The organism is Photobacterium ganghwense (genome assembly GCF_017329545.1).
GTDB classification, from domain to species: Bacteria; Pseudomonadota; Gammaproteobacteria; order Enterobacterales; family Vibrionaceae; genus Photobacterium; species Photobacterium ganghwense.
On the sequence record NZ_CP071325.1, the window covers coordinates 2,995,828 to 3,021,744 of the forward strand.

Genomic DNA, 25,917 nt, shown 5'->3' on the forward strand with positions numbered 1-25,917 from the left:
AAATGCGATGTCGGCTGCAGCCATCCCGCAGCCGACAAATGTTACAAATGTTATGCCGTTACCCCAGTTCCGGCTGTGGTTTTGGCCTTCGCCGGTGGTTCCGACACCGCGCGCTCTTGTTCCAACAGCTGTTTTTCAAACATGCGGAAAAACGGCAGGTAAATCAGCAGGTCAATGATGAGCAGACCGATCACCAACAGCACCGGGGTCAATGTCCATCCGGCTCCCCAGGAAGCACCAATAATGGCCGGCGTTGTCCACGGAGTGGTTGCGACTCCCATCCCGACAAACCCGACCTGAACGGCAAAATACGCAATTACAGCATTCACTATCGGGGCAAAGACGAACGGGACAAACAGCAGCGGGTTCAACACAATCGGGGCCCCAAAAATAACGGGCTCATTAATCTGGAAAAATCCCGGCACAGCACTCATACGTCCGAGGCTGCGCAAATGAACCGAGCGGCTGAACACCATCAGAATCGCCAGCGCCAGCGTGGCCCCGGAGCCGCCAATGAAGATGTAGAAATCCCAGAACGGCTGGGTGAAAATATTCGGAATCGGCTCACCAGCAACAAAGGCATCAATATTGGCACCGATATTGGTGAGGAAAATCGGCGACAACAGTCCCACCACAATGGCCGCCCCGTGAATACCGGCAAACCACAGCAACTGGGACACCAGTAATGCCCCAATAATTGCCGGCAGTGTATTCGATGCGCTAATCAGCGGGCGGAACATCTCCATCACGGCATCCGGGATCAGCATGTCGTGCTGAGACTGGATATACAGACTCAGGGGATAAAGGGTCATGAACACCACCAAGACCGGGATCAACATTTCAAACGAGCGGGCAATAGCGGGCGGAACCTGCTCAGGCATCCGGATAGTGATGTTGTGCTTTTTCAAAAAGCGGATCAGTTCGACCGAGAAAAAGGCACAGATCACTGCGGTAAAGATCCCCGTTCCGGCCAGATGACCAGTGGGCAGCCCCCCGTCTTTGACTGGCGAAGCCACCAGAAGAAAGCTCATCAGCGCCAAGGCAGCGCTGGTGATCCCATCCATCTGGTAGGATCGGGCCAGGCTGTACGCAACGCCGAGCGAGACAAAAATGGTCATGATCCCCATCGTCATATTGAACGGCATCATGATGGTATCGAAATGGGTGGTCGCAAATGACAGCCAGGCTTTACCAAATCCATTCTGGGTGTCTTCAGCAAAAGGAGGAAAAGCGAAAATAAGAATAAAGCTGCCCACAATAATAAATGGCATCGCGGTAATAAAACCATCACGCATTGCACGAACATGTTTTTGCGAACCCACTTTCGCCGCCATTGGGGCAATATAATGCTCCACAACATGCATGACTCTTTCGTAAATCTTCATAGGTAAATCCTTTTATTTGGCAATAAGGAGCCTTACCCTATTTATGAAAATAAATAGAGAGATGATTTATTTCTTAAAAATGAAAAAACCAACAAATATTCATTTGTTGGTTTCGGAATTATTCGGTCATTAGCGATAGCGCCTGATCAAGCACTTCATCCCCTTTCATCATGCCGTACGCCATTGGGGGAATCGCTTCAACGGGCTTGCCGTAAATTCCTGCAGTTTTACGCAGTTCTTCCAGTTGAAACCGGACTTGGGGCCCCAGCAGGCAGACATCATACTGCTGGATTGTCTCTTCAAACGTACTGACCGGATGCGCCTCTATCTGACAGGCAAGGCCGCGTTCCTGCGCCGCTTTTTGCATTTTCTGAACCAACATACTGGTTGACATTCCGGCACTGCAACATAAAAGAATCTTTTTCATTTTGCTCTCCATTTCTCACATCCATAGACTTTTTACATGACAAAAAAATTCTATATGAACATGGTGAAAACAGAAAGCGCAACCGGTTGCATTAATCGTGAAGAATATCTCAGTTTAAAAAGTAAACAGCGAAAGTTTGATTTGAATTCGGTATTTGTATTTTTCGGAGTAACGTTATTTCATGAAATAATGTCAGCCATAAAATCAAGAGTGAGATCTCACTCGAAAACCACAGTAAATAAAAAAGCCCCAGCTTTTGCTGGGGCCAGGTACTTAAAATTTAATACTTAGTGCTTGATGTCAGGTGCTTAATGTCAAGTGCTTAAGGTTCCCCCGACAATTTAAGTCACGGCATTCGTGCTTTCTTCCTGCTCCTGCTTTTCCTTTTCAACTTCCAGATCCCTCATTTTGAACTTCTGCAGCTTACCGGTCACGGTCATCGGGAAGTTATCCACAAAACGGATCACTTTCGGGATCTTAAAGTGGGTCAATTGCCCCTGACAGAAGGTTTTCAGCTCATCTTCGGTCATTTCTTCTCCCGGATGCAATTGCACCCAAGCCACCACTTCTTCCCCATAAAAGGCATCCGGTACCCCAAACACCGCAACCTGCTGAATTTTGTCATTGGAGTACAGGAATTCTTCAATTTCACGCGGGTAGATGTTCTCACCGCCCCGGATGATCATTTCTTTGATCCGACCGGTAATGCGGACATAACCTTCTTCGTCCATGACCCCAATATCGCCGGAGTGCAGCCAGCCCTGCGGATCAATCGCCTCACGGGTGGCCTCTTCATTCCCGTAATAGCCTCGCATCAGGTTATAGCCGCGGAAACAGACTTCACCCGGTTGCCCTAACGGTACCGTGGCCCCGTTTTCCACATTGATCACTTTGACCTCCTGATGCGGCAGGTTCCTGCCCACCGTTTCTGTCCGGCGCTCCAGGGAATCATCAATTTCCGTCAAATGGCTCAGTGGCGCGGCTTCGGTCTGCCCGTAGCCGATCAGGATTTCACGACAGTTGAGTTCCCCCATCACTCGCATCATTAAGGCTGGCGGACAAGTCGCCCCGGCCATGATCCCGGTGCGCAGTGAACTGACGTCATACTGTTTAAACTCAGGATGATCCAGTTCCGCGATAAACATGGTGGGTACCCCATGCAAGGCGGTACATTTTTCCTGATCCACGGCTTTCAGCACCGACAGCGGGTTGAAATGCTCAGCCGGTATCACGATACAAGCCCCAACCGACAGGCACAGCAGGTTTGCCAGCACCATGCCGAAGCAGTGATAGAAAGGAACCGGCACGCACAGACGGTCATTCTCGGTAAAGTGCATCGCCAGCGCAGAGAAATAGGCATCGTTTAGAATATTAAGATGGCTGAGTACAACGGCTTTCGGAAATCCGGTGGTGCCCGAGGTGTACTGAATATTGATGGGATCATCGCAGTCCAGGCTATCCGTCACGGCCTCCAGCTGCGCATCGGAAATGGCGCGACCGGCTTCGATAATGTCAGACCAGACCGCAAACCCCTGCGCCGGGCGGGCGGTCTGCATCGGTTGCTGCGGGTCGTACACCACCACATTTCGCAGGAAAGGGAAATCCGGGTTGCCCAGCGGTGAGGCCAGATCACACGGTCGGCTTTTCAGTTCAGGCAGTAATTCCGTCAACATCCCGATGTAGTTGCTGTCGCGGAAAGAAGGAATAATAAAAATGCCCTGCACTTCTGAACATTGCAGGGCATAAGCCAGCTCGCGGGTACGGTAGGCCGGGTTGATGTTAACCAGGACAATACCAACACGCGCGGTGGCCATTTGCATCAGGATCCACTCCAGGTTGTTGGTCGACCAGACCCCCACCCGATCACCTTTGCTGAATCCGGCGGCCACTAATCCCTTGGCCAGAAGGTCAATTTCATCAGCCAGCTCGCGATAGGTTACCCGACGCTGCTGGGGAATCGAAACCACCGCTTCGTGATCCGGAAATGCAGCGGCAACTTCCGAAAACTGCTGCGAGATTGTTTTTCCGAGTAACGGCTGGTTTCCGCCACGATGAAAGTAACTTTTAGCTACCATATTATCTCCCTTATTGTGGTAGGCACGTTGTCAGACTTTTGCAGTGCGAATACAGCAAAGCCCCGGCTTCTCTCGCACTCGGGTACATAAGCGGTACGGCTGGTCGAACAGCTTCCATGGGCAAGCCTCCCCTGCTTTGAGTGAGTTTGCTTCTGTTCTGGCAGGCACGCAGACAAGCGGCAGGCATTCGGCAACCGTGTATAGAAAACATAGCCAGCTTCTAACGGGCTGGGAGGTCGGCTCTGGCAGGGAATGTCGAAAATATGAGCCTGATGGCAAACCCGTTATTTTCACAGGAAAAATAAAAAAAACAGGCTACGTTGCCTGCATTGGTCGACAAGATAACTTTGAAAAACAAGACAGTTTGATAGATAAGGCAGGATTGATAAACAAGCGTGCTTTGGCCAACAAGAAAGTTTGAACAAAAACGACAAAAGCCAGAGTGAACACGGCAACGAGATCCGGTTCAGTAGCGAAGGCAAGCAACGCTGAGAAGGTGCAGATACAACAAAGCCCCGACTTTCGTCGAGGCTTTGTTGTTTGAAATTGGTGCCCGGGGCCGGACTTGAACCGGCACAGTTATTCACCGGCGGATTTTGAATCCGCTGCGTCTACCAATTTCGCCACCCGGGCAGTTCGGCCAATTATACGTATCCGCAGAAGCAGCGCAATAGCTGTTCGTGAGCTTTCGATAAAAAGTATCATTGTTGATTTATATTTGACCAACAATGACTTATTTTTCGCTTTCACGGCCATGCCCCACCTCAAGCAACGCAGGCAGCCTCTCATTTCCGGCCCACCGGCCATTTCCCGCCTACCTGGAAGTTGTTACACTGCGCCCAGTCTTTTGTGATTAACTATTGGACGCACTTGTGAAAACGAAAAAACAACAGGACGTTTCTTCTGCCAAACAGTATCCCAGCCTGTTCCGCCGTATTGCCGCCTGGTTGTACGACAGCCTGGTCGTTGCCGCGGTTCTCATGCTGGCCGGAGGCCTGGCAATGGGGATAATGGCGATTCTGCTGTCAACCGGCTTGGTGGACATTACCGGTTACGAAGATGTCAGTGACTACATGACTCGCCATCCGGTGGTGGGGGTGATTTACCCGGCCTACCTGGCAACCGCAGTGATTAGCTTCTACACCTACTTCTGGTGCGTGGGCGGGCAGACACTAGGAATGCGCGCTTGGAAACTGCGGATTCAGAACAAAGACGGTTCAAACATTCGTCCGACTCAGGCTCTGATCCGAATGGCCACATCGGCCTTTGGCCTGGGCAACCTGATTGCGCCATTCAGCAAAGAGAAACAGTCGTTCCAGGACATCATGGCCGAGTGCGAGATGGTGGTCATACCCAAAGTGAAATGACGGCAACACTTCCGCCTGCCATCGTTACGATGCATCTTCTCAGCCTGATACACCAACAAAAAAGGAGCCCGAGGCTCCTTTTTTGTTTAGCTTGTGCAGCGTTCAGACCGACCGCTTTACCGCTTCAGCGACAACTTACAAACCACTTCAGCGACAAACTACAACTTGCGCCGCAGCAGATAAAGGGTGATAAACAGGAACACCAGACTTGGCCCGAGAGCACCGACAATCGGGTGCAGTCGGTAAACAATACTGAGTGGCCCGAACACCTCATTCGAAATGTAGAAACCAAAGCCGAAGATCACCCCGGACAAGACCCGCGCCCCCATCGTAACCGAACGCAGCGGCCCGAAAACAAAGGACAAGGCCAGCAACATCATCACGGCAATAGAGACCGGCTGCAGCGCTTTGCGCCAGAAAGCCAGTTCGTAGCGCGAGGCATCCTGCTTCGAGGCTTTCAGGTAAGATACGTAATCATAAACACCTGACAGCGCCAGCTCTTCCGGCTTCACCGTCACCACCGCCAACTTATCGGGCGTCAGCGTGGTCTGCCACGGCAATTGCTTGAACGTCTCATTACTTTGCTGAGTGGTACTCAGCGTGGTGACCGTGACATCTTCCAGTACCCAGTTCTGGTTCTCATCGAACTTCGCGGTTTCCGCAAAGGTCGAGGTTTTCAGATTGTCCTGCTCATCAAATTCCCAGATGTTGACGCCAAACAGCTTCTTCTGCTCATGCACCCGGCCGATGTAGATAAAGTCGTTGCCATCTTTCGCCCAGACCCCACGCTGTACCGACAGCATGTTCCCCCCGGAGGTCCACAAGGCCCGCAGTTCACGCGCGGCTTTCTGGGCTTCCGGTGCGCCCCACTGGCCCAACAGGGTAACCACAATCATCAGCGGCACCGCGGTTTTGAGCACCGACAGACCAATATCAAGCTTAGAGAAACCCGCCGCCTGCATCACAACCAGCTCAGAGCTGGAAGCCAGCATCCCCAGGCCAATCAGCGCGCCCAACAGTACCGCCATCGGAAAGAACATCTCGATGTCACGCGGCATGCTCAGCAGCACATACACCAGCGCTTTCCACAAATCGTAGGTGCCGTCACCGACTTTACGCAGCTGCTCAACATATTTGATGATGGCCGACAGACCAACCAGCGTGGAGAGTGTCAGGGCCGAAGTCGCGATGATCGTTCGGCCAATGTATAAATCCAGAATCTTAAACATCAGCCGCGTCTCCGAAATTTTTCTCTCAGTTGCCGAACCGGCAGCGTATCCCAGCTGTTGAGCACAATCGCCACCAGCAGCATCGCTGCGTTGATCGACCACAGGCCGATGTACGACGGCAGGCCGCCGTCTTCCACTGCGGATTTCGCGGCACTGATGGCCAGGAAGTACGCCAGATAAATCAAGACCGCCGGAACCAGTTTGGCAAAGCGCCCCTGACGCGGGTTAACCGACGACAGCGGTACCACCACCATGGTCAGCAACGGAATACAGATCACCAGCGACATCCGCCACTGGAACTCTGCCTTGGCCGCCAGTTCAGGACGCTGCATCAGCTCCAGAGTCGGCAGTGCGTCCCAGTCACGATCTTTTTCACGTACCGCACGCTGGCCAATCAAAGCCTGATAACCATCAAACTCGGTGATCGAATAATCCAGTCGCGTCGGCAGCCCTTCGTACCGGGTCCCTTCTTTCAACTCCAGGATCTGACGACCATCAGGCAGCTCACTGACATAGCCGCGATCGGCCACCAGCACGCTCGGGCGCAGTGCATCCTGCGCGGATAGCTGAGCGACAAACACTTTATGCAAACGGCTGCCGCTGTCAGTGATGTCATTGACGAACACCACCCCTTTGCCATCCGGGGCCGCCTGAAACTGACCTTTCACCAGCAGCTCCAGGCCGGAATCCGCTTCAACCTGCTCCATCACCCGGGTCTCCTGCTCAGCACTCCAGGGAGACAGCCACAACGCGTTAAACGCCGCAATGGAGCCGGTAATGATCGCCAGCCACAATGCGGCCTGGATCAGGAATTTGTTCCCGATCCCGGTCGCGTTCATCACTGTAATTTCACTTTCCGCATACAGACGGCCGAAGGTCAGCAAAATACCGATGTAAAGACTTAAAGGCAGCATCAATAATGCCATTGACGGCATGTACAGCCCCATCAGGGTCAAAATCAGATCGCTGGGGATAGAGCCTTCGGTCGCAGAGGCTAGTATGCGAATAAATTTTTGACTGATAAAGACAAGAAAAAGAACAAAAAGCACCGCAAATTGGCTTTTTAATGTCTCACGTGTCAAATACCGAACAATAATCACGCTTTATTTACCCATAGAAAACTTGTTTTTTTACCGGAATCACTATAATTTTTCGGTTAATTATGTATTTTTTAATCTTTCGGCTATTTGTTAACCCGTACTTTAAATCCTATACCGAATCTGCGGTCCAGCAAGTAAGTGCGGCATTATCTAACATTTAGCTTTAATTGTCTTTATTAGGATGTAGGAGTACGCATGGAGTTCAGTGTTAAAAGTGGTAGCCCCGAGAAACAGCGAAGTGCCTGTATTGTCGTGGGCGTTTTTGAACCACGTCGCCTTTCTCCCATTGCCGAACAGCTAGACAAAATCAGCGAAGGCTATATCAGCTCTTTGCTTCGTCGTGGCGATCTGGAAGGTAAACCTGGCCAAATGCTGCTGCTTCACCATGTACCAAACGTATTATCTGAGCGTGTATTACTGGTTGGTTGTGGTAAAGAGCGCGAACTGGATGAACGCCAGTACAAACAAATCATTAAAAAAACCATCAGTACCCTGAACGAAACCGGTTCAATGGAAGCAGTCTGCTTCCTGACTGAGCTGCACGTTAAGGGCCGCGATACCTACTGGAAAGTGCGTCAGGCAGTGGAAACCACCAAAGACAGCCTGTACACCTTCAACCAGTTTAAGAGTAACAAACCTGAAACCCGTCGCCCACTTCGCAAGCTGGTATTTAATGTACCGACCCGTCGCGAACTGTCACTGGGTGAGCGTGCGATTGCCCACGGTCTGGCTGTCGCCTCTGGCGTCAAAGCCGGTAAAGATTTGGGTAACATGCCGCCAAACGTGGCAAACCCGGCTTACCTCGCATCACAAGCGCGCCGTCTGGCGGATGACTTTGAATCTGTGACCACCAAAATCATTGGTGAGCAGGAAATGAAAGAGCTGGGCATGACGTCGTACCTCGCCGTTGGTCAGGGCTCCAAGAACGAAGCCATGATGTCAGTGATCGAGTACAAGGGGCATCCTGATCCGCAGGCGAAACCTATCGTACTGATCGGTAAAGGACTGACCTTCGATTCGGGCGGTATCTCTATCAAGCCATCGGCCAACATGGACGAAATGAAGTACGACATGTGCGGCGCGGCGACCGTGTTCGGTGCCATGAAAGCGCTGGCCAAACTGAACCTGCCGCTGAACGTGGTTGGTGTTCTGGCAGGCTGTGAAAACATGCCGGGTGGCGGTGCTTACCGTCCGGGTGACATCCTGACAACGATGTCGGGTCAGACAGTAGAAGTGCTGAACACTGATGCGGAAGGTCGTCTGGTACTGTGTGATGCCCTGACTTACGTCGAACGCTTCGAGCCTGAAGCGGTGGTTGACGTGGCAACACTGACCGGTGCTTGTGTCGTGGCACTGGGTAACCACATCAGCGGCCTGATTTCGAACCACAACCCGCTGGCACACGAGCTGATCAATGCATCTGAGCAAGCCGGTGACCGTGCATGGCGTCTGCCAATGAGCGACGAGTACCAGGACCAGCTGGCGAGCCCGTTTGCTGACATGGCGAACCTGGGTACGCCGGGTGCCGGTACGATCACGGCAGGTTGCTTCCTGTCACGCTTTGCCAAGAAATATAACTGGGCGCACCTGGATATCGCCGGGACGGCCTGGGTCGGTGGCAAAGACAAAAGTGCCACCGGTCGTCCGGTTCCATTGCTGGTCCAGTTCCTGCTAAACCGCGCTGGTCAGGACGCCGTCGAATAACAACGACACAAGGGGGCCAGACGGCCCCCTTGCTTTATAGAGTAAACACCATGACTCATGCTACTTTTTATATAATCGATGAGACGCACCTTGCCGCCGATAGTGATTATCAGTGGCATTTTGCCTGCTCACAAGCAGCACTGAGTTATCGCCAGGGCCACAAAGTCTATCTGCTGGCTGACAGTAAAGCGCAGGCAGAACAGATAGATGAGTACCTCTGGCAACAGGACCCGGACAATTTTGTGCCTCACAACCTGATTGGCGAAGGCCCCCGCGGCGGCTCACCGGTTGAAATCGGCTGGCCGGGACGGCGGCACAGCGGCCGACGCGGCGTACTGATCAATTTGGCTCAGGAAGCACCAAATTTTGCCGTTACCTTCTCACAAGTGGTAGACTTCGTCCCTTGCGATGAAAAACTCAAGCAGTTGGCGCGGGAACGCTATAAGCAGTACCGGCAAGCTGGCATCCAGCTGAAAACCGCCGCTGCCCCTGAGACGCCCTAATTCCACATAGATCCTTCTAAGAGCGCTATGGAAAAGACATACAACCCACAATCAATTGAAAAAGCGCTATATCAGCGCTGGGAAGAGGCCGGTTATTTCAAGCCTCACGGTGACACATCAAAAGATGCTTACAGCATCATGATCCCACCGCCAAACGTCACGGGTAGCCTGCACATGGGCCACGCGTTCCAGGATACCATTATGGATACCCTGATCCGCTGTGAGCGTATGAAAGGCAAAAACACGCTGTGGCAAGTCGGTACTGACCACGCGGGTATCGCTACCCAAATGGTTGTGGAGCGTAAGATTGCAGCGGAAGAAGGCAAAACCAAACACGACTACGGCCGTGATGCTTTCATCGATAAAATCTGGGAATGGAAAGGCGAGTCTGGTGGCACCATCACCAAGCAGCTGCGTCGTCTGGGCGCGTCAGTAGACTGGGATCGCGAACGTTTCACCATGGATGACGGCCTGTCGAATGCCGTGAAAGAAGTTTTCGTGCGCCTGTACGAAGATGACCTGATTTACCGTGGTAAGCGCCTGGTAAACTGGGATCCGAAACTGCACACTGCGATTTCCGATCTGGAAGTTGAGAACAAAGACAAGAAAGGCCACATGTGGCACTTCCGCTACCCGCTGGCGGACGGTGTGAAAACGGCTGACGGCAAAGACTACATCGTTGTAGCCACAACCCGTCCGGAAACCATGCTGGGTGATACCGGCGTAGCCGTGAACCCGGAAGATCCACGTTACAAAGATCTGATCGGCAAAGAAATCATCCTGCCAATCGTGGATCGTCGCATCCCAATCGTGGGTGACGAACACGCTGACATGGAAAAAGGCACCGGCTGTGTGAAAATCACACCGGCGCACGACTTCAACGACTACGAAGTTGGTAAGCGCCACAGCCTGCCAATGATCAACATCCTGACGTTCGATGCCGCTATCCGCAGCAGCGCCGAAGTGTTCACCACCAACGGTGAACCTAGTGACGCATACAGCACCGAAATGCCAGCGAAGTACCAAGGTATGGATCGTTTCGATGCGCGTAAAGCCATCGTGGCAGAATTCGACGAGCTGGGTCTGCTGGACGAAATTAAAGATCACGACCTGACCGTGCCTTACGGCGACCGCGGCGGCGTAGTGATCGAGCCAATGCTGACTGACCAATGGTACGTGCGCACTGCCCCTCTGGCAGAAGAAGCCGTGCGTGCCGTTGAAGACGGCGACATCAAGTTTGTCCCTAAGCAGTACGAAAACATGTACTTCTCCTGGATGCGTGATATTCAGGACTGGTGTATTTCCCGTCAGCTATGGTGGGGCCACCGTATTCCGGCATGGTACGACAACAACGGCAATGTATACGTAGGTCGCACCGAAGAAGAAATCCGCGAAAAACACAACCTGGCACCGGTTGTGGTTCTGCGTCAGGACGATGACGTACTGGATACCTGGTTCTCATCTGCCCTGTGGACCTTCGGTACTCAGGGCTGGCCTGAGCAAACAGATGACCTGAAGACCTTCCACCCGTCTGATGTGCTGGTCACCGGTTTCGACATCATCTTCTTCTGGGTTGCGCGCATGATCATGATGACCATGCACTTCTGTAAAGATGAAAACGGCAAGTCTCAGGTTCCGTTCAAAACGGTATACGTCACCGGTCTGATCCGTGATGAGAACGGCGACAAGATGTCGAAATCCAAGGGTAACGTTCTTGACCCAATCGACATGATCGACGGTATCGATCTGGAATCTCTGGTAGAAAAACGTACCGGTAACATGATGCAGCCTCAGCTGGCTGCGAAGATCGAGAAGAACACCCGTAAGACATTTGAAGACGGTATCGAACCATACGGTACTGACGCCCTGCGTTTCACGCTGGCGGCAATGGCTTCAACCGGCCGTGACATCAACTGGGACATGAAGCGCCTGGAAGGTTACCGTAACTTCTGTAACAAGCTGTGGAACGCCAGCCGCTACGTGCTGATGAACACCGAAGAGCAGGACTGCGGCTTTGCGGCAGGGGCGGAACTGGAGTACTCCCTGGCCGACAAATGGATCGAGTCTCAGTTCGAGCTGGCAGCGAAAGAGTTCAATGCGCACATTGAAAACTTCCGTCTGGATATGGCGGCGAACACCATCTATGAGTTCATCTGGAACCAGTTCTGTGACTGGTACCTGGAGCTGACTAAACCGGTTCTGTGGAAAGGCAGCGAAGCGCAGCAACGCGCCACTCGCCGTACCCTGATCACCGTACTGGAAAAGACACTGCGTCTGGCTCACCCGGTTATTCCTTACATCACTGAAACGATCTGGCAGAGCGTGAAGCCGCTGGTAGACGGTGTCGAAGGCGATACCATCATGCTGCAGGCACTGCCTCAGTACGACGAAGCCAACTTCAATGCCGACGCACTGGCTGACATTGAGTGGGTGAAGAACTTCATCACCAGCATCCGTAACCTACGTGCCGAGTACGACATCGCGCCGAGCAAGCCGCTGGATGTGATGCTAAAAGCCGCTGACGAGAAAGACGCAGCGCGTCTGGAAGCCAACAAAGCAGTACTGGTGTCTCTGGCGAAACTGGAAGACATCCGCGTGCTGGCTGCTGGTGAAGAAACACCTGCGTGTGCTACCGCCCTGGTCGGTAAGTCTGAGCTGATGATCCCAATGGCTGGTCTGATTGACAAAGACGCTGAGCTTGACCGCCTGGCGAAAGAAATCCAGAAGACCGAAGGCGAGATCAAACGCATCGAAGGTAAACTGGGTAACCAAGGTTTCGTTGCAAAAGCGCCAGAAGCCGTTGTTGCCAAAGAGCGTGAGAAGCTGGACGGCTACAAAGAAACCCTGACCAAGCTGGCTGAACAGCAAGCGACGATTGCAGCGCTGTAAGCTGTCGTTCGGCAGGTAACTCTGCATTCCTCTCCAAGGCCGGCGTTTATCGCCGGCCTTTTTCTTTTGGCCACTGTGCTGTCTTCGCCATACCTGCCACCATTCAATAGCTATTACCTATTGATATAATAACAACAATCGATTTTAACTATTGATAATCATTCGCAATACTATAGGTATCCAAGTGAGGAGCCTGTTATGAAAAAGACTATCAGTTTTGCTGCCATTCATTTTACCGTTGCGTTTAGTGTCGCTTACCTGCTGACCGACGATATCCTCATCGGTAGCCTGATGGCGATGATTGAACCTATGGTCAACACAGTGGCTTTCTACTTTCACGAAAAAGCATGGCAGACTGCGCCGCTGAAACGTTCCCAGTTCAACCAACCGGGGCGCAAAACCGCGAGTTTCGCCGTGGTACATTTCAGTGTGGCGTTCACGGTTGCTTATCTGCTGACCGGTGACATTCTGATCGGCAGTATTATGGCCATGATTGAACCTGCCATTAATACGCTGGCCTATTACTTTCATGAGCGTGTCTGGCAGCGCCGTGAGCAAACGCACTCAGCATTAAGTATGATGGCTTGCCACCATCACTGAGCGACAGACACTGGCACAAAGCATCCATATCAGCCCGGACGTCAATCACACCCGGGCTGAAACCGTTTTGCTGCCCTGCCTTTTCCTCTTATCCACTTCGACTTCTGGCACAGCGCAGTCCTTCCTCTCTCAAGTAACACGCCTTCTTGCTTTATTCAGTTATCCAGATAACGAGTGTGTATCACCTTGACATGGTTGCGAGTTACAAATACATTAAGTTGCGACACACAACAAGATTATTAAGACAACCGCCGACACAAGGATGCTTCCATGGACGCCCATTCACTTCGCCATCTCTCCCGCCAGCTGGTTCGCCAGCTTGGCATGTTGCACAACCAGTGCGGTGCCATGGCCCTGACACCGGTTCAGGCACACTGCCTGATCGAGCTGGAGCAAGAAAACGCAACGGTCAATGAGATGGCGGTAAGGTTGCGGGTGGATAAGTCCAACGCCAGTCGTACGCTGGCCTGCCTGCAAAATCAGGGGCTGGTTGGCGCTACGCCACACCCTGATGATAAACGCAGTCAGATTTTCCAGCTCACCGCTGATGGCAGAACCAAGCTTGAAGCTCTCCACCAGCAGCTCAATGCCGAGGTCAGTGAGTGGCTCAAACAGCTCGACACTGACGAAATCTGTCAGCTGGAAACCAGCCTGACTCGCTACAGCAAGGCCATTGAGGCCGCTGCCAATCAGAGCAACTATGAAATCCGGCCCCTGACGCCGCTGGACAATGCAGCCATTGCCGCGGTCATTCGCCGGGTGTCCGCAGAATACGGTTTGACGGCCGATAAAGGATACGGGGTGGCCGACCCGACGCTGGATAGCATGAGCGAGGTGTATCAGCCTGCTGGCAGCGCGTACTGGGTGATCGAACATCAACACCGGATTCTGGGCGGCGGAGGCATTGCGCCGCTGTCCGGAGAAGAGGGCGTCTGTGAGTTGCAGAAAATGTACTTCCTGCCCGAACTGAGAGGACGGGGACTGGCCCGCAGGCTGGCCGTTCAGGCCCTGAAGGAAGCCCGCCAACTGGGCTACCGCGCCTGCTATCTGGAAACCACCGCCAACCTGACGGAAGCTATCGGGCTATACCGTTCGCTGGGCTTTGTCCATATTTCGCACGCGATGGGCAATACCGGGCACGATGCGTGTGAAATCCGAATGCTGAAGACTTTCTGAACCCCTATTTCCTGACGATCAACATACCGACCAGCAGGGAATCTGACCGGAAATATGAGCACAAAAAAAGCTGGCCTGAGCCAGCTTTTTTGCAACTAAGAACGGTTTCGCAAGAAGGGATGATCTCACGAGACAATAATCATGACACCAGCATTGGAGCCGGATCGTTATTGATTACTCTTCGTCGTCTTCGAAGTCATCTTCGTCGTCTTCACCAGACTCGAAGTACGTACCCCAACCGTCGTAATCAATGTTGTATTTTTCAGCCAGCTTGATCAGCTTTTCTGCTTGCTCATCAATCACGTCGGCGTTCAGGGCTGATTCCATTACAGCATCAAAGCAGACAACCATGCCGCCACCGTCTTCCGGTGCCAGTTCCAGCTCTTCAGCATCCAGCACTTCAAAGCCCATCTTAAACGCTTCTGCTGCCGCCGCTTCCAGCTCTTCAAATGTATCCGCTGAGAAGTGGTGCTCAATGCTGTAAAGGGCATCAGGATCGCTGCCATCTTCCAATAGCGCAGCAATAATATCGCGTGTTTCTTCCTTCTGCTCTTCAATCAGTTCTGCATAAGACATGGGGTAACTCCACCTATGGAATAAATTCGAAGGCAAATATCGCACGGATTCAGGCAAAATGCCATGTGAAATATTACCCCCGGAGAAAGGGGCAACGCATATGGCTGAAAAGGGAAATTGATATTTATCAAACTAATGTCAGTTTCCTGCTGATACGGGCCAACACGCCAAATTGCATAATATTCCCGGTTATGCGCTTTCATCGAATACTTCTAAAGCGGTAGAAAGCATATTCACCCATTATTTCCAGAGAATTACCCTGCCACGAAAAATTCGGGCTCATCGCTGCCCAATGCAGTCCCGGAAAAGTGTGAACAACCCCAAAGTTAAACCGATGCGGGCAGCATAAAATCCACCTGCAACAAACAAAAAGAGCCGCAGCAATGACTGCAGGACACATAAGCATTAGAGAGATACGATCATGAGTAACTTCTACCAAGGCCTTGAGCCAGGGCGACGGCGCCGCAGTTCGTTGCGTCGTCCCCGTAGAGCACTCACCAACCTGACATCGGCCCTGAGCCACCCGGAATCGGGCGCGGCATCAGTCGGTTATGTGTCGGGCAGTGAGTGTACGGCTATGACACCTCACCCCGCGTTGGCTCCCTTATCCCCCACACAGGGATAACGCCACCCTACCCCAGCCACTTGCCCGGCAATCGCCAGGCCTGACAAACAACCGGAGTTAATGCCGGCGGGTCGTGTCATGCCAATTTCCGGGTCTGGTAGATGAACCCTCTGCCCTGAGCGCAGAGGCAAGGAGAAAAATTATGACAACCGAATCCATCAAACAGGAAGAAAAAGGTGGCTTCTTCGCCAACTTTAAATTCCCATCCGCCTATACCATTTTATTCACCCTTATCGCTTTGGTGGCATTGATGACCTGGATCGTTCCGGCTGGTCAGTATGACCGCGTCATGAACGAAGAACTGGGTAAAGAAGTGCCGGTAACCGGGACCTACCATGCCGTTGAAAGTAACCCTCAGGGTGTGGTCGATGTCCTGCTGGCGCCAATTGACGGTTTCTACGACCACAACAGCTACGAAGCCGCTGCGATTGACGTTTCCCTGTTTATTCTGGTGATCGGTGGTTTCCTGGGCCTGGTAACCAAAACCGGGGCCATTGACGCCGGTATTGAACGGGTAACAGCCCGCTTGCAGGGACGGGAAGAACTGATGATCCCAATCCTGATGGCGCTGTTTGCCGCTGGCGGGACCATTTACGGGATGGCGGAAGAATCGCTGCCGTTCTACACCCTGCTGGTACCTGTCATGATGGCAGCCCGCTTTGACCCTGTGGTAGCAGCAGCGACTGTTCTGCTGGGTGCCGGTATCGGTACTCTGGGCTCCACCATCAACCCGTTTGCGACAGTGATTGCCGCCAACGCCGCCGGTATCCCATTTACTGACGGTATCATGTTGCGCGTTGCCATGCTGGTGATCGGCTGGGTGATCTGCGTGGGCTATGTGATGCGCTATGCCAAAATGGTACGTGCTGACAAAACCAAGTCTATCGTTTACGACAAGTACGAAGAAAACAAAGCCCACTTCCTGGGCAACCAGACTGGCGAAATGCTGGAGTTCACCACCACTCGTAAAATCATTCTGGGTATCTTTGCCGCGTCATTCGGTATCATGATTTACGGTGTGGCGGTAGTCGGTTGGTGGATGGCTGAAATCTCTGCCATGTTCCTGGCTTCAACCATCATCATCGGCCTGATTGCCCGCATGAGCGAAGAAGAGTTTACGTCCAGCTTCATTGACGGTGCCCGTGACTTGCTGGGTGTAGCCCTGATCATCGGTATTGCCCGCGGTATCGTGGTCATTATGGACCGCGGTATGATCACCGATACCATCCTGAACTCGGCCGAACATGCCGTCACCGGTCTGTCTTCTATCGTGTTCATCAACGTGATGTACTGGCTGGAAATCCTGCTGTCATTCCTGGTGCCTTCATCATCCGGTCTAGCAGTACTGACAATGCCAATCATGGCACCTCTGGCTGACTTCGCCGGTGTGGGTCGTGACCTGGTTGTAACCGCTTACCAGTCTGCCTCCGGTATTGTCAACCTGATGACACCAACCTCGGCGGTGGTAATGGGTGGTCTGGCTATTGCCCGCGTCCCTTACGTCCGCTGGGTAAAATGGGTGGCACCACTACTGGGTATTCTGACTGTACTTATCATGGTGATGCTGAGTGTCGGCGCCATCATGGCCTGAGTATCTCACGCTTCCCTTGCATTATCTTCCTAACGAACAAGGCCGCCTGACGCGGCCTTGATTTTTTTACTCGGTAAAGCGCCCGCCACACACCTCACAGATTCGTCCCGTCACACTGTTCGTTTCAGCCTGCATCACTTCAGATTTCCAGCCAATGCCCCACCGATTCACTCCCGCTGCCACGAAGAAACATTGTGCGTATGTTCCGTGGTATCGAACAGCTCCTATCTTCAGGCGAACCGGCATGCTCAGGGAGCGAAATACTGAGAAAATTAAACACTCAGAACTTGGAAACCCGAATAACCAGCAAGAGGAAATCGAGTAAGCAATGAGGATCGGGCCTCGGATCCCAAGCCCCAACCTAGCTCTATAGCAGATAAATCTCTCCAGCATATAAAATGCACTAGCCTCAGGAACGCTCTACCTTCTGCGACCTCTTTCCACCCTTTCCACCAGCTGCCGTGGCACCACGCGACTCACCGGCCTGGGGACATCTCGCCCCCGCAAGTACTCTTGGCATCCGTGCTTCACGATTTGGATGAGAGCCGTGTTGATACAACTGGCTTTTAGCGTTTTCTGCTCGTCGATCTTCTCATCGATCGGCTCGCGATAAGGAAAAACACCTATCCCCAGTCAGACGAGTTGGCATGAAAAAATACGCCCCTCGTTACTTTAAAAATTAAGATCCATATAATTTTTACTGTGATAAAAAGCCAAGAGAAAATCATATATCCACGTTATTTCGCCAAGCCATAAGAACCATAAAAATTAAATCCAAATGACATATAAAATAGAATTTTGACTCTAAAAACCGAAATCAAACAATAAATTAATTGAGTGAAATCGTTGTTCCTAAATTACAAAAAACAATTAAACAAAAAATAAAAGGAAAAATATTTGTTACCAATAAGATAATATTAAGCAAGAATTCATATAGACAAACACATTAAGTGCATAAGATTAGTTTTGTCACATAAAATCAACAAAAATAAATCTGCATAAACTTCCACAAGAAAAACAAAAATCAATATTAAACAGCAACTTAAAATGAATGAAAACCATCCCCACCCAACTAAAGCACATAAAATCCCATTAATGAAAACTAATAACAGCTGAATTAAAAATGTTAATAAATTTAATTAGATAGGTTATAGGAACAATATAAAAAGTGTGATGAAACTCTAAGACTCTGAGGCTTTAAAGCGTAGAATAAAACTCAGAAACCAAAGCGAAGAAATAAATAATAGCTTCGCAAAAAATAAATAAGTCAGGAATCTGACTTCAAATAATAGAGAGATACGATCATGAGTAAGTTCTATGTAGGTTCAGAAATAGGTCAATTACGTCGCGTACTTCTACACCGTCCAGAGCGCGCGCTCACTCACCTGACTCCTTCAAACTGCCATGACTTGCTGTTTGACGATGTACTTGACGTTGAACGTGCAGGCAAAGAGCATGACGTATTTGCCAACACACTGCGTGAGCAGGGCGTTGAAGTTATGCTGCTGAAAGATCTGCTGGCTGAAACTCTGAATGTTCCAGAAGCCAAAGAATGGTTGCTGAACACTCAGCTGTCTGACCACCGTTTCGGTCCGACTTTCGCTAACGATGTACGCTGCTTCCTGAGCGACCTGCCTCACGCTGAGCTGGCATCTATCCTGCTTGGTGGCCTGGCCTACTCTGAGTTCCCTGTACAGTCTTCTTCTATGATGCAAGGCTTCAATGCACCAAACGATTTCATCATTGAACCACTGCCAAACCACCTGTTTACCCGTGACACGTCTTGCTGGGTTTACGGCGGCGTATCAATCAACCCAATGGCGAAAGAAGCCCGTCAACGTGAAACCAACCACGTACGCGCTATCTACAAATGGCACCCAACCTTCGCCCAAGGTGACTTCCACACTTACTACGGTGCGGACAGCAACATCAACTACGACAACGCGACCATTGAAGGCGGTGACGTTCTGGTTATCGGCCGTGGCTCAGTGCTGATTGGTATGTCTGAGCGTACAACTCCACAAGGTGTTGAACAGCTGGCTTCTAACCTGTTCAAAACTGGCCAGGCAAAACAAGTTATCGCGATGGAGCTGCCAAAACACCGCTCTTGCATGCACCTTGACACGGTAATGACGCACATGCGTGAAGACACCTTCTCTGTATACCCAGAAGTGATTCGCAAAGATGTGAAATGCTGGAGCCTGACTGGCGATGAGTCCGGCACAGTGAAAGCCACCGAAGAAAGCTACTTCGTGAATGCCATCGAAAAAGCCCTGGGGGTGGGTCAGCTGAACCTGATCACAACAGGTGGCGACAGCTTCGAAGCTGAACGTGAGCAGTGGAACGATGCTAACAACGTACTGACTGTGAAACCTGGCGTGGTTGTTGGTTACTCTCGCAACACTTACACCAACGAGAAATACGACAAAGCCGGTATCACTGTTCTGCCAATCCCTGGTGATGAACTTGGTCGCGGCCGTGGTGGTGCTCGCTGCATGAGCTGCCCAATCGAGCGTGACGATATCTAACGGGTTACCCACCCGTACTGACGGCCGGTGCTCGGCACCGGCCACACAACAGAAAACCCTCTCAGACTTTACAGGCCAAAGAGCCACTACAAACACAATAACACTGAGAGTTGACCAAGAGAGACGATCACATGACTAAGCAAACTGTCGTAGTAGCACTTGGCGGAAACGCCCTGCTTCGCCGCGGTGAACCGCTGGAAGCAGATACTCAACGCAAAAACATTGCTAAAGCCGCACAGACGATTGCTGAAATCGCCAAAGAATTCAATGTAGTACTGGTTCACGGCAACGGCCCACAAGTTGGTCTGCTGGCGCTGCAAGGACTGGAATACAAAAAAGTTGCGCCCTACCCGCTGGACGTACTGGGTTCAGAAACTCAGGGCATGATCGGCTACATGCTGATGCAAGAGTTGAAAAACCTACTGCCGGAACGCGACGTATCCTGCATGCTGACTCAGATGACAGTGGATCCAAACGACCCAGCCTTCGCTGACCCAACCAAGCCAATCGGTCCGGTATACGAAGAAGCCGAAGCCCGAGAAATGGCAGAAAAATACAACTGGACCGTTAAACCGGATGGTCAGTACTTCCGCCGCGTCGTCCCTAGCCCACTGCCAACCGGGATTGTCGAAAGCGATGCCATCACCACCCTGATCAAACAGGAGCACCTGGTGATCTGTACCGGTGGTGGCGGTATCCCGGTTAAGAAAGAAAACGGCAAGTTGACCGGTGTGGAAGCGGTAATCGATAAAGACATGTCGGCCGCTTACCTGGCGCAGCAACTGCATGCTGATGCCCTGCTTATCCTGACCGATGCCGATGCTGTTTACCTCGACTGGGGCAAACCAACCCAGAAAGCACTGCGCAGCACAACACCACGTGAACTGGCACAGTACGCATTCGACGCCGGCTCCATGGGACCGAAAATTGATGCATCCTGCGAGTTCATCAACAAAGGCGGCAAGCTGGTTGGTATTGGCTCCCTGGAAGATGGCCTGGCCATTCTTAAAGGTGAAGCTGGAACAAATATTATTGCAGAATAACGGAATAGTTATTCACAAACACTTCATAATACGTTAAACAATATAAAAACCCTCCGGCTGCGGTGAGAAGCCTAAAACAGAAGCTTCTTCCCGGTCGGGCAGAGAGATACAGATTCAGAGAGGATAACATCATGGCTTTTAATCTTCGCAACCGTAACTTCCTAAAACTACTTGACTTCACTCCACGTGAAATTCAACACCTGCTGGAGCTGTCTGCTGAGCTGAAAAAAGCGAAGTACAACGGTTACGAGCAACCACGCCTGACTGGCAAAAACATTGCCCTGATCTTTGAAAAAACCTCAACACGTACTCGCTGTGCGTTTGAAGTCGCGGCATTCGACCAAGGCGCACAAGTGTCTTACCTTGGCCCATCTGGCTCTCAAATTGGTCACAAAGAGTCAATGAAAGATACCGCTCGCGTACTGGGTCGTATGTACGACGGTATCGAGTACCGTGGCTTTGGCCAGGAAATCGTGGAAGAGCTGGGCAAATATGCAGGCGTGCCAGTATGGAACGGTCTGACTGACGAATTCCACCCAACTCAAATCCTGGCTGACTTCCTGACAATGCAAGAGCACGGTCGTGGCAAACAACTGCATGAAATGAAGTTCGCTTACCTGGGTGATGCCCGCAACAACATGGGTAACTCTCTGATGGTTGGCGCAGCGAAAATGGGTATGGACATCCGCCTGGTCGCACCAAAAGCTTACTGGCCGGAAGAAACCCTGGTTGCACAATGCCGTGCTATCGCAGAAGAAACCGGCGCGAAAATTACGCTGACTGAAGACGTTCAGGAAGGCGTGAAAGATTGTGACTACCTGTACACTGACGTGTGGGTATCTATGGGTGAAGCGAAAGAAGCATGGGCTGAGCGTATCAACCTGATGCTACCTTACCAAGTCAACATGGACATGCTGAAAGCAACAGGCAACCCACATGTGAAATTCATGCACTGCCTGCCAGCGTTCCACGGTGAAGACACCACAGTAGGTAAAGAACTGGCTCAAGAGTACCCAGTACTGAAAGACGGCGTAGAAGTTACCAACGAAGTGATCGAGTCTGAACACTCTATCGTCTTCGACGAAGCAGAAAACCGTATGCACACCATCAAAGCTGTTATGGTGGCAACCCTGGGTCACTAATGACTCTCTTGGATTCAGGGGCAAGCACTCCGATAGTCCCTGTCTCTCACTTCATACCGGCCTGCGGGCCGGTATTTTTATGCTTGTCTTTCCTCCTTTTTTAGCCTATCCCAGCCCACGACAAAGTCAGCGAAATCACGCAGTTAAAGCTACTAAAAACCCTCGGGAAGTAGCCCGAACTTTACCCCGAAAAATGCATAAACTTCCGGAAAATGAATACTTTAGGCAAACGCTTGCGTTAGCGAAAAATGGGGGTATAATCCTTCGCAATTTGTCCAGAGAGAGATAAAAAATGCGCCGTTTCGTTCAGTCAAACCTGATGAAAATCCGCCGATTTACGGCGAGCGTGCCGTTTTTTGTTTTTCCTGTTTGTATTCAAAAGAGCCTCCTTTTTTAAGGGGGCTTTTTTTTGTCTGCTACTCACAGCAGCAGGCAAGCGTCGTTCATCATAGTGATTTAAGAGGGAAGAGAAGCCATGGCGAATTCGCTGTTCAAAAAGCACATTATTTCCATCCCGGAACTGAGCCGTAATGAGCTTGAGCTGGTTGTTGAAACAGCCGGTAAACTGAAGGCCGAGCCAAATCCGGAGCTGCTGAAAAACAAGGTGGTTGCAAGCTGCTTCTTCGAGCCATCAACCCGTACCCGCCTGTCATTTGAAACCGCTGTTCAGCGCCTGGGTGGCACCGTGATCGGTTTCGACAACGGCGGTAACACATCACTGGCGAAGAAAGGGGAAACGCTGGCGGACTCCGTTCAGGTGATTTCTTCTTACGTTGACGCCTTTGTCATGCGCCACCCTCAGGAAGGTGCAGCGCGTCTGGCTTCTGAGTTCTCGCATGGTGTACCGGTTATCAACGGCGGTGACGGTGCCAACCAGCACCCAACCCAAACCCTGCTTGACCTGTTCTCTATCTACGAAACTCAGGGCCGCCTGGATAACCTGAATGTGGCCTTCGTCGGCGACCTGAAATACGGCCGTACCGTGCACTCCCTGACTCAGGCTCTGTCGAAGTTCAACAATGTGAAGTTCTTCTTCATAGCACCTGAAGCGCTGGCGATGCCGGATTACATCTGTGAGGATCTGGACGAAGCCGGTATCAGCTACAGCCTGCACACCAACATGGAAGAAGTGATTCCTGAGTTGGATATCCTGTACATGACCCGCGTCCAGAAAGAGCGTTTCGACGAGTCGGAATACGCCCACATGAAAGCGGCGTACATTCTGACAGCGACCATGCTGGAAGAAGCGCGTCCGAATCTGAAAGTGCTGCACCCGCTGCCACGTGTGGATGAAATCACGGTCGACGTTGATAAAACCCCATACGCTTACTATTTCCAGCAGGCTGAAAACGGCGTGTACGCCCGTGAAGCCCTACTGGCACTGGTACTGAACGAAACAATCTAAGCAGGAGACGCGATATCATGACTAAAGAAACTCAACTACAGGTCGAAGCGATTAAAAACGGTACGGTAATCGACCACATTCCTGCGAACGTTGGCTTCAAGGTACTGAAACTGTTCAACATGCACCAGACGAACCAACGCGTCACCGTTGGCCTGAACCTGCCGTCATCGGCACTGGGTGCAAAAGACCTGATCAAGATTGAGAATATCTTTATCAACGAAGAGCAGGCAAACCAGCTGGCCCTGTACGCACCAAAAGCGACCGTCAACCAGATTGAAAACTACGAAGTGGTGAAAAAACTGACGTTGTCTCTGCCTGAGCAAATCAACGCGATTTTCAAATGTCCGAACAGCAACTGTATCTCCCACGGTGAGCCGGTCGACAGCAGCTTCAAAGTCATCATCAAGCACGACGACGTGCAACTGAAGTGTAAGTACTGTGAAAAAGTGTTCTCGCGCGAAATCGTGACTGAACACAACTAAAAACGGGCTTTTGCCTGTCTCATTCGGGGAAAACCCTGCCCCGAACCTAAGAAAGCCGGCTCACACCTGAGCGGGCTTTTTTTTTCTCACTTCTAGAGCGGGAAACCGCTTTTTCCCTCACTACCTTTGAATCTATGTTTCGGTATTCGGTACCGGACATACCGGAAACAAGCCCGTCGACTGAGTGTTTGGCTGCGGGTTTCGACGTCTGCGAATTCATCAAAGGTCAGTAGCATGATGTACATTTTTAATTGGTATGCTAACTGTGTCCGTTTTCTTGTCTCCCGACACCCGCGAAGGAACGGGGTGGTACTCTGCGCCGCACTGCTGGCCGGGTGTGTCACCAGTAACGGCACCATCAACAACAGCCAGCCAAACAGCGCCAACCAGATGGTGATGATTGGTGTCCCGTTATTGCTCGGCGGGTTTGGCTCCGCAGTGCCGGTCAGTCATGAATACATGCTGACGGCCAAACATGTCGCCCAGCTGTCCTGGGATCTGGATGTTATCTATCACCCCTATTGCGATCTCGCCCTTATCCGGCGCCCCAGTCAGCAAGTCCCGACCTGGGGACTGATCTATCCCGACCAGCCGGTCACGCATCAGGGGCATTCTTTACTTGGAACCAGCATCAGCGGCAACGGCAAATACCTACAGGATATTATCGACACCAACACCGACTGCCTGTATTCACTGAGCGATGCCCCGGTGATGTCCGGCATGAGCGGTGGCCCGGTGTTTAATGCCCGGGGAGAAATCGCCGGGATCACCGTCGCGATCGTCCAGAATCCAGAAGACCTGCGTAACCTGCGCCCGGCAGAACGCTACAGCCAGTTTGTTCCGTCGACTTTGATTTTTGACTGGCTGCATGCGCTCGGCATCCGCGCCGAGTCGGCCAGCCAAGATCTGGCAGCCATTCAAGTAGCAGAATACGTAACCGCGCTGAATCGACATCAAAGGCCTACCCAACAGCCACGGCGGCAATCCACCCAGACGACTCCAACGTCTGCTCCATCCTCTTCCGGACAGAGTACCCTTGTCGCCAACCGCCCGGCTCCCGGGCTCGACAACACCCGTGCCAGCTCACCGCTTGGCCGCTATCGCACCCCGGTCAAAGCGGCTTATCCCGCGGCAGGGGCTCCCGGCAACAGCCGCGGCGGCGATGAAAACGGGTTGACGCCCGATGACGACGAAGGGGCGCTGACAGCACAAAAACGGGACTGGTTAAAACCTCGAACCCTGCTGGATCAATCGGGATTTAATTCGTCATATTAAGCCCCTACTTGGCGTATTGTTTTGGTGATTGGGGTCAATAAATTACGTTGTTTTTGTTGTTATGATGCTCCTGCAAGATTATGCAACAGAAGTATTATCTCTTGCGATCTTCGCCGGCTCATCGCACCCCGTTACCAGGCAATAACCTATTCAATAAACCAGCCTTACGGAGCTGCCTGAGTCGGTATTTGGATACGATCACCTATACCGAATAGAACTACAAGGAGTTGCCCGTGAGTGGATTCAGTATGCACGGCGCGATTGATGCTGTCTGCCATGAAGAAAGCATTACTACGGCCTGTAAGCGGCTGTTGCAACAGCAAAGTTTTTCAACGCAGGACGACATTCGCCATCGTCTGATTGAAATGGGCTTTAATGATGTCAGCCAGTCAACGGTGTCCCGCCTGCTGTCACGCCTTGGCGTGGCGAAGGTGCCGAACGCCTACGGCAAGAAAGTCTACTGCCTGACGGTCGAAAACGAGCCGGTTCAAGTAAGCTCGTCCATTGCCTCCCAGATTGAATACATCACCCATAATCAGCTGGTTGTCGTCGTGAAAACCCACCCGGGTGGCGCCCAACTGGTCGCCCGTCTGATTGATATCCAGCCTCATGCCGAGATCCTGGGCACTGTCGGCGGTAACGACACCGTGATGGTCGCGCCGCGCGATATCACTCGCATCGAAGAGTGCGAGAAAGTCGTCAAAGCCCGGCTGGGAATCGCCGTTTAGCAGGACTGAACCGGCCGCAACGATTACTCTGAGTAATGCGTGGAATGTCATGAATGTGGCATTCCGC

General features: G+C 51.8%; 21 protein-coding genes and 1 tRNA gene. 15 read left to right on the forward strand and 7 right to left on the reverse strand.

Annotated features, from left to right (window positions below; genetic code table 11):
• Nucleotides 1-50: 50 nt before the first annotated feature.
• The 3 genes from FH974_RS13515 to FH974_RS13525 all read right to left on the reverse strand — a co-directional run bounded on the left by FH974_RS13515 (nt 51) and on the right by FH974_RS13525 (nt 3,887).
• Nucleotides 51-1,385, reverse strand: a complete 1,335-nt coding sequence (locus tag FH974_RS13515) for a PTS sugar transporter subunit IIC (protein WP_047883755.1) — start codon at nt 1,383-1,385, stop codon at nt 51-53.
• Between the two features lie 118 nt (nt 1,386-1,503).
• Entirely contained in the window at nt 1,504-1,812 is a 309-nt protein-coding gene (locus tag FH974_RS13520; protein WP_207103343.1) for a PTS sugar transporter subunit IIB, read from the reverse strand.
• Between the two features lie 341 nt (nt 1,813-2,153).
• Entirely contained in the window at nt 2,154-3,887 is a 1,734-nt protein-coding gene (locus FH974_RS13525) for an AMP-binding protein (RefSeq protein ID WP_047883753.1), read from the reverse strand.
• Between the two features lie 136 nt (nt 3,888-4,023).
• Between FH974_RS13525 and FH974_RS13530 the strand changes: the two genes are divergently transcribed.
• Nucleotides 4,024-4,308, forward strand: coding sequence for a hypothetical protein (locus FH974_RS13530; protein ID WP_146149718.1), 285 nt, complete (start codon nt 4,024-4,026; stop codon nt 4,306-4,308).
• A 126-nt stretch (nt 4,309-4,434) separates the two neighbouring features.
• On the opposite strand, the gene FH974_RS13535 is transcribed toward FH974_RS13530, so the two are convergent.
• Nucleotides 4,435-4,520 (reverse strand) — tRNA-Leu (locus FH974_RS13535).
• 239 nt (nt 4,521-4,759) lie between these two features.
• Here FH974_RS13535 and FH974_RS13540 point away from each other — a divergent pair.
• A complete protein-coding gene (locus FH974_RS13540; protein WP_047883751.1) occupies nt 4,760-5,254 on the forward strand; it encodes an RDD family protein in 495 nt (164 codons plus the stop codon).
• 158 nt (nt 5,255-5,412) lie between these two features.
• Here the strand turns inward: FH974_RS13540 and lptG are convergent, their stop codons facing one another.
• Together lptG and lptF are read right to left on the reverse strand one after the other, a co-directional pair.
• A complete protein-coding gene (lptG, locus tag FH974_RS13545; protein ID WP_047883750.1) occupies nt 5,413-6,483 on the reverse strand; it encodes an LPS export ABC transporter permease LptG in 1,071 nt (356 codons plus the stop codon).
• Complete coding sequence (lptF, locus tag FH974_RS13550; RefSeq protein WP_047883749.1) at nt 6,483-7,583, reverse strand: LPS export ABC transporter permease LptF; 1,101 nt, start codon at nt 7,581-7,583, stop codon at nt 6,483-6,485. Before lptF ends, lptG begins: the two co-directional genes overlap by 1 nt.
• A gap of 195 nt (nt 7,584-7,778) precedes the next feature.
• Here lptF and pepA point away from each other — a divergent pair, with 195 nt between their 5' ends.
• The 5 genes from pepA (at nt 7,779) to FH974_RS13575 (ending at nt 14,455) form a co-directional block, all read left to right on the forward strand.
• Nucleotides 7,779-9,287 (forward strand): leucyl aminopeptidase, encoded by a 1,509-nt coding sequence (gene pepA / locus FH974_RS13555; RefSeq protein WP_047883748.1) that lies wholly within the window; start codon nt 7,779-7,781, stop codon nt 9,285-9,287.
• Nucleotides 9,288-9,337: 50 nt separating this feature from the next.
• Nucleotides 9,338-9,790: a DNA polymerase III subunit chi gene (locus FH974_RS13560; RefSeq protein WP_047883747.1), complete on the forward strand. Its 453-nt coding sequence runs from the start codon at nt 9,338-9,340 to the stop codon at nt 9,788-9,790.
• Nucleotides 9,791-9,817: 27 nt separating this feature from the next.
• Nucleotides 9,818-12,679: a valine--tRNA ligase gene (locus FH974_RS13565; RefSeq protein ID WP_047883746.1), complete on the forward strand. Its 2,862-nt coding sequence runs from the start codon at nt 9,818-9,820 to the stop codon at nt 12,677-12,679.
• A gap of 198 nt (nt 12,680-12,877) precedes the next feature.
• Nucleotides 12,878-13,279 (forward strand): DUF2061 domain-containing protein, encoded by a 402-nt coding sequence (locus FH974_RS13570; protein WP_047883745.1) that lies wholly within the window; start codon nt 12,878-12,880, stop codon nt 13,277-13,279.
• A 270-nt stretch (nt 13,280-13,549) separates the two neighbouring features.
• Nucleotides 13,550-14,455, forward strand: coding sequence for a bifunctional helix-turn-helix transcriptional regulator/GNAT family N-acetyltransferase (locus tag FH974_RS13575; RefSeq protein WP_047883744.1), 906 nt, complete (start codon nt 13,550-13,552; stop codon nt 14,453-14,455).
• A 174-nt stretch (nt 14,456-14,629) separates the two neighbouring features.
• Here FH974_RS13575 and rraB read toward each other — a convergent pair whose 3' ends face one another.
• Nucleotides 14,630-15,031: a ribonuclease E inhibitor RraB gene (gene rraB, locus FH974_RS13580; protein WP_047883743.1), complete on the reverse strand. Its 402-nt coding sequence runs from the start codon at nt 15,029-15,031 to the stop codon at nt 14,630-14,632.
• Nucleotides 15,032-15,798: 767 nt separating this feature from the next.
• Here rraB and FH974_RS13585 point away from each other — a divergent pair.
• From FH974_RS13585 to FH974_RS13620, 8 genes are all read left to right on the forward strand, one after another.
• The gene (locus FH974_RS13585) at nt 15,799-17,247 is read left to right on the forward strand and encodes a YfcC family protein (RefSeq protein WP_047883742.1); all 1,449 of its coding nucleotides are present in this window, start codon (nt 15,799-15,801) and stop codon (nt 17,245-17,247) included.
• 1,304 nt (nt 17,248-18,551) lie between these two features.
• Nucleotides 18,552-19,775, forward strand: coding sequence for an arginine deiminase (gene arcA, locus FH974_RS13590; protein ID WP_047883741.1), 1,224 nt, complete (start codon nt 18,552-18,554; stop codon nt 19,773-19,775).
• A 131-nt stretch (nt 19,776-19,906) separates the two neighbouring features.
• On the forward strand, nt 19,907-20,818 hold the full coding sequence (gene arcC / locus FH974_RS13595; RefSeq protein WP_047883740.1) for a carbamate kinase: 912 nt from the start codon (nt 19,907-19,909) through the stop codon (nt 20,816-20,818).
• Between the two features lie 131 nt (nt 20,819-20,949).
• Nucleotides 20,950-21,960 (forward strand): ornithine carbamoyltransferase, encoded by a 1,011-nt coding sequence (locus tag FH974_RS13600; RefSeq protein WP_047883739.1) that lies wholly within the window; start codon nt 20,950-20,952, stop codon nt 21,958-21,960.
• Nucleotides 21,961-22,435: 475 nt separating this feature from the next.
• Nucleotides 22,436-23,365 (forward strand): aspartate carbamoyltransferase, encoded by a 930-nt coding sequence (gene pyrB, locus FH974_RS13605; RefSeq protein WP_047883738.1) that lies wholly within the window; start codon nt 22,436-22,438, stop codon nt 23,363-23,365.
• Nucleotides 23,366-23,382: 17 nt separating this feature from the next.
• On the forward strand, nt 23,383-23,847 hold the full coding sequence (gene pyrI, locus FH974_RS13610; protein WP_047883737.1) for an aspartate carbamoyltransferase regulatory subunit: 465 nt from the start codon (nt 23,383-23,385) through the stop codon (nt 23,845-23,847).
• 234 nt (nt 23,848-24,081) lie between these two features.
• Complete coding sequence (locus tag FH974_RS13615) at nt 24,082-25,122, forward strand: serine protease (RefSeq protein WP_207103344.1); 1,041 nt, start codon at nt 24,082-24,084, stop codon at nt 25,120-25,122.
• A gap of 248 nt (nt 25,123-25,370) precedes the next feature.
• Nucleotides 25,371-25,850 carry an arginine repressor gene (locus FH974_RS13620; RefSeq protein WP_047883736.1) on the forward strand — a complete coding sequence of 160 codons (480 nt, stop codon included), beginning with the start codon at nt 25,371-25,373 and terminating at the stop codon, nt 25,848-25,850.
• Nucleotides 25,851-25,917 lie beyond the last annotated feature (67 nt).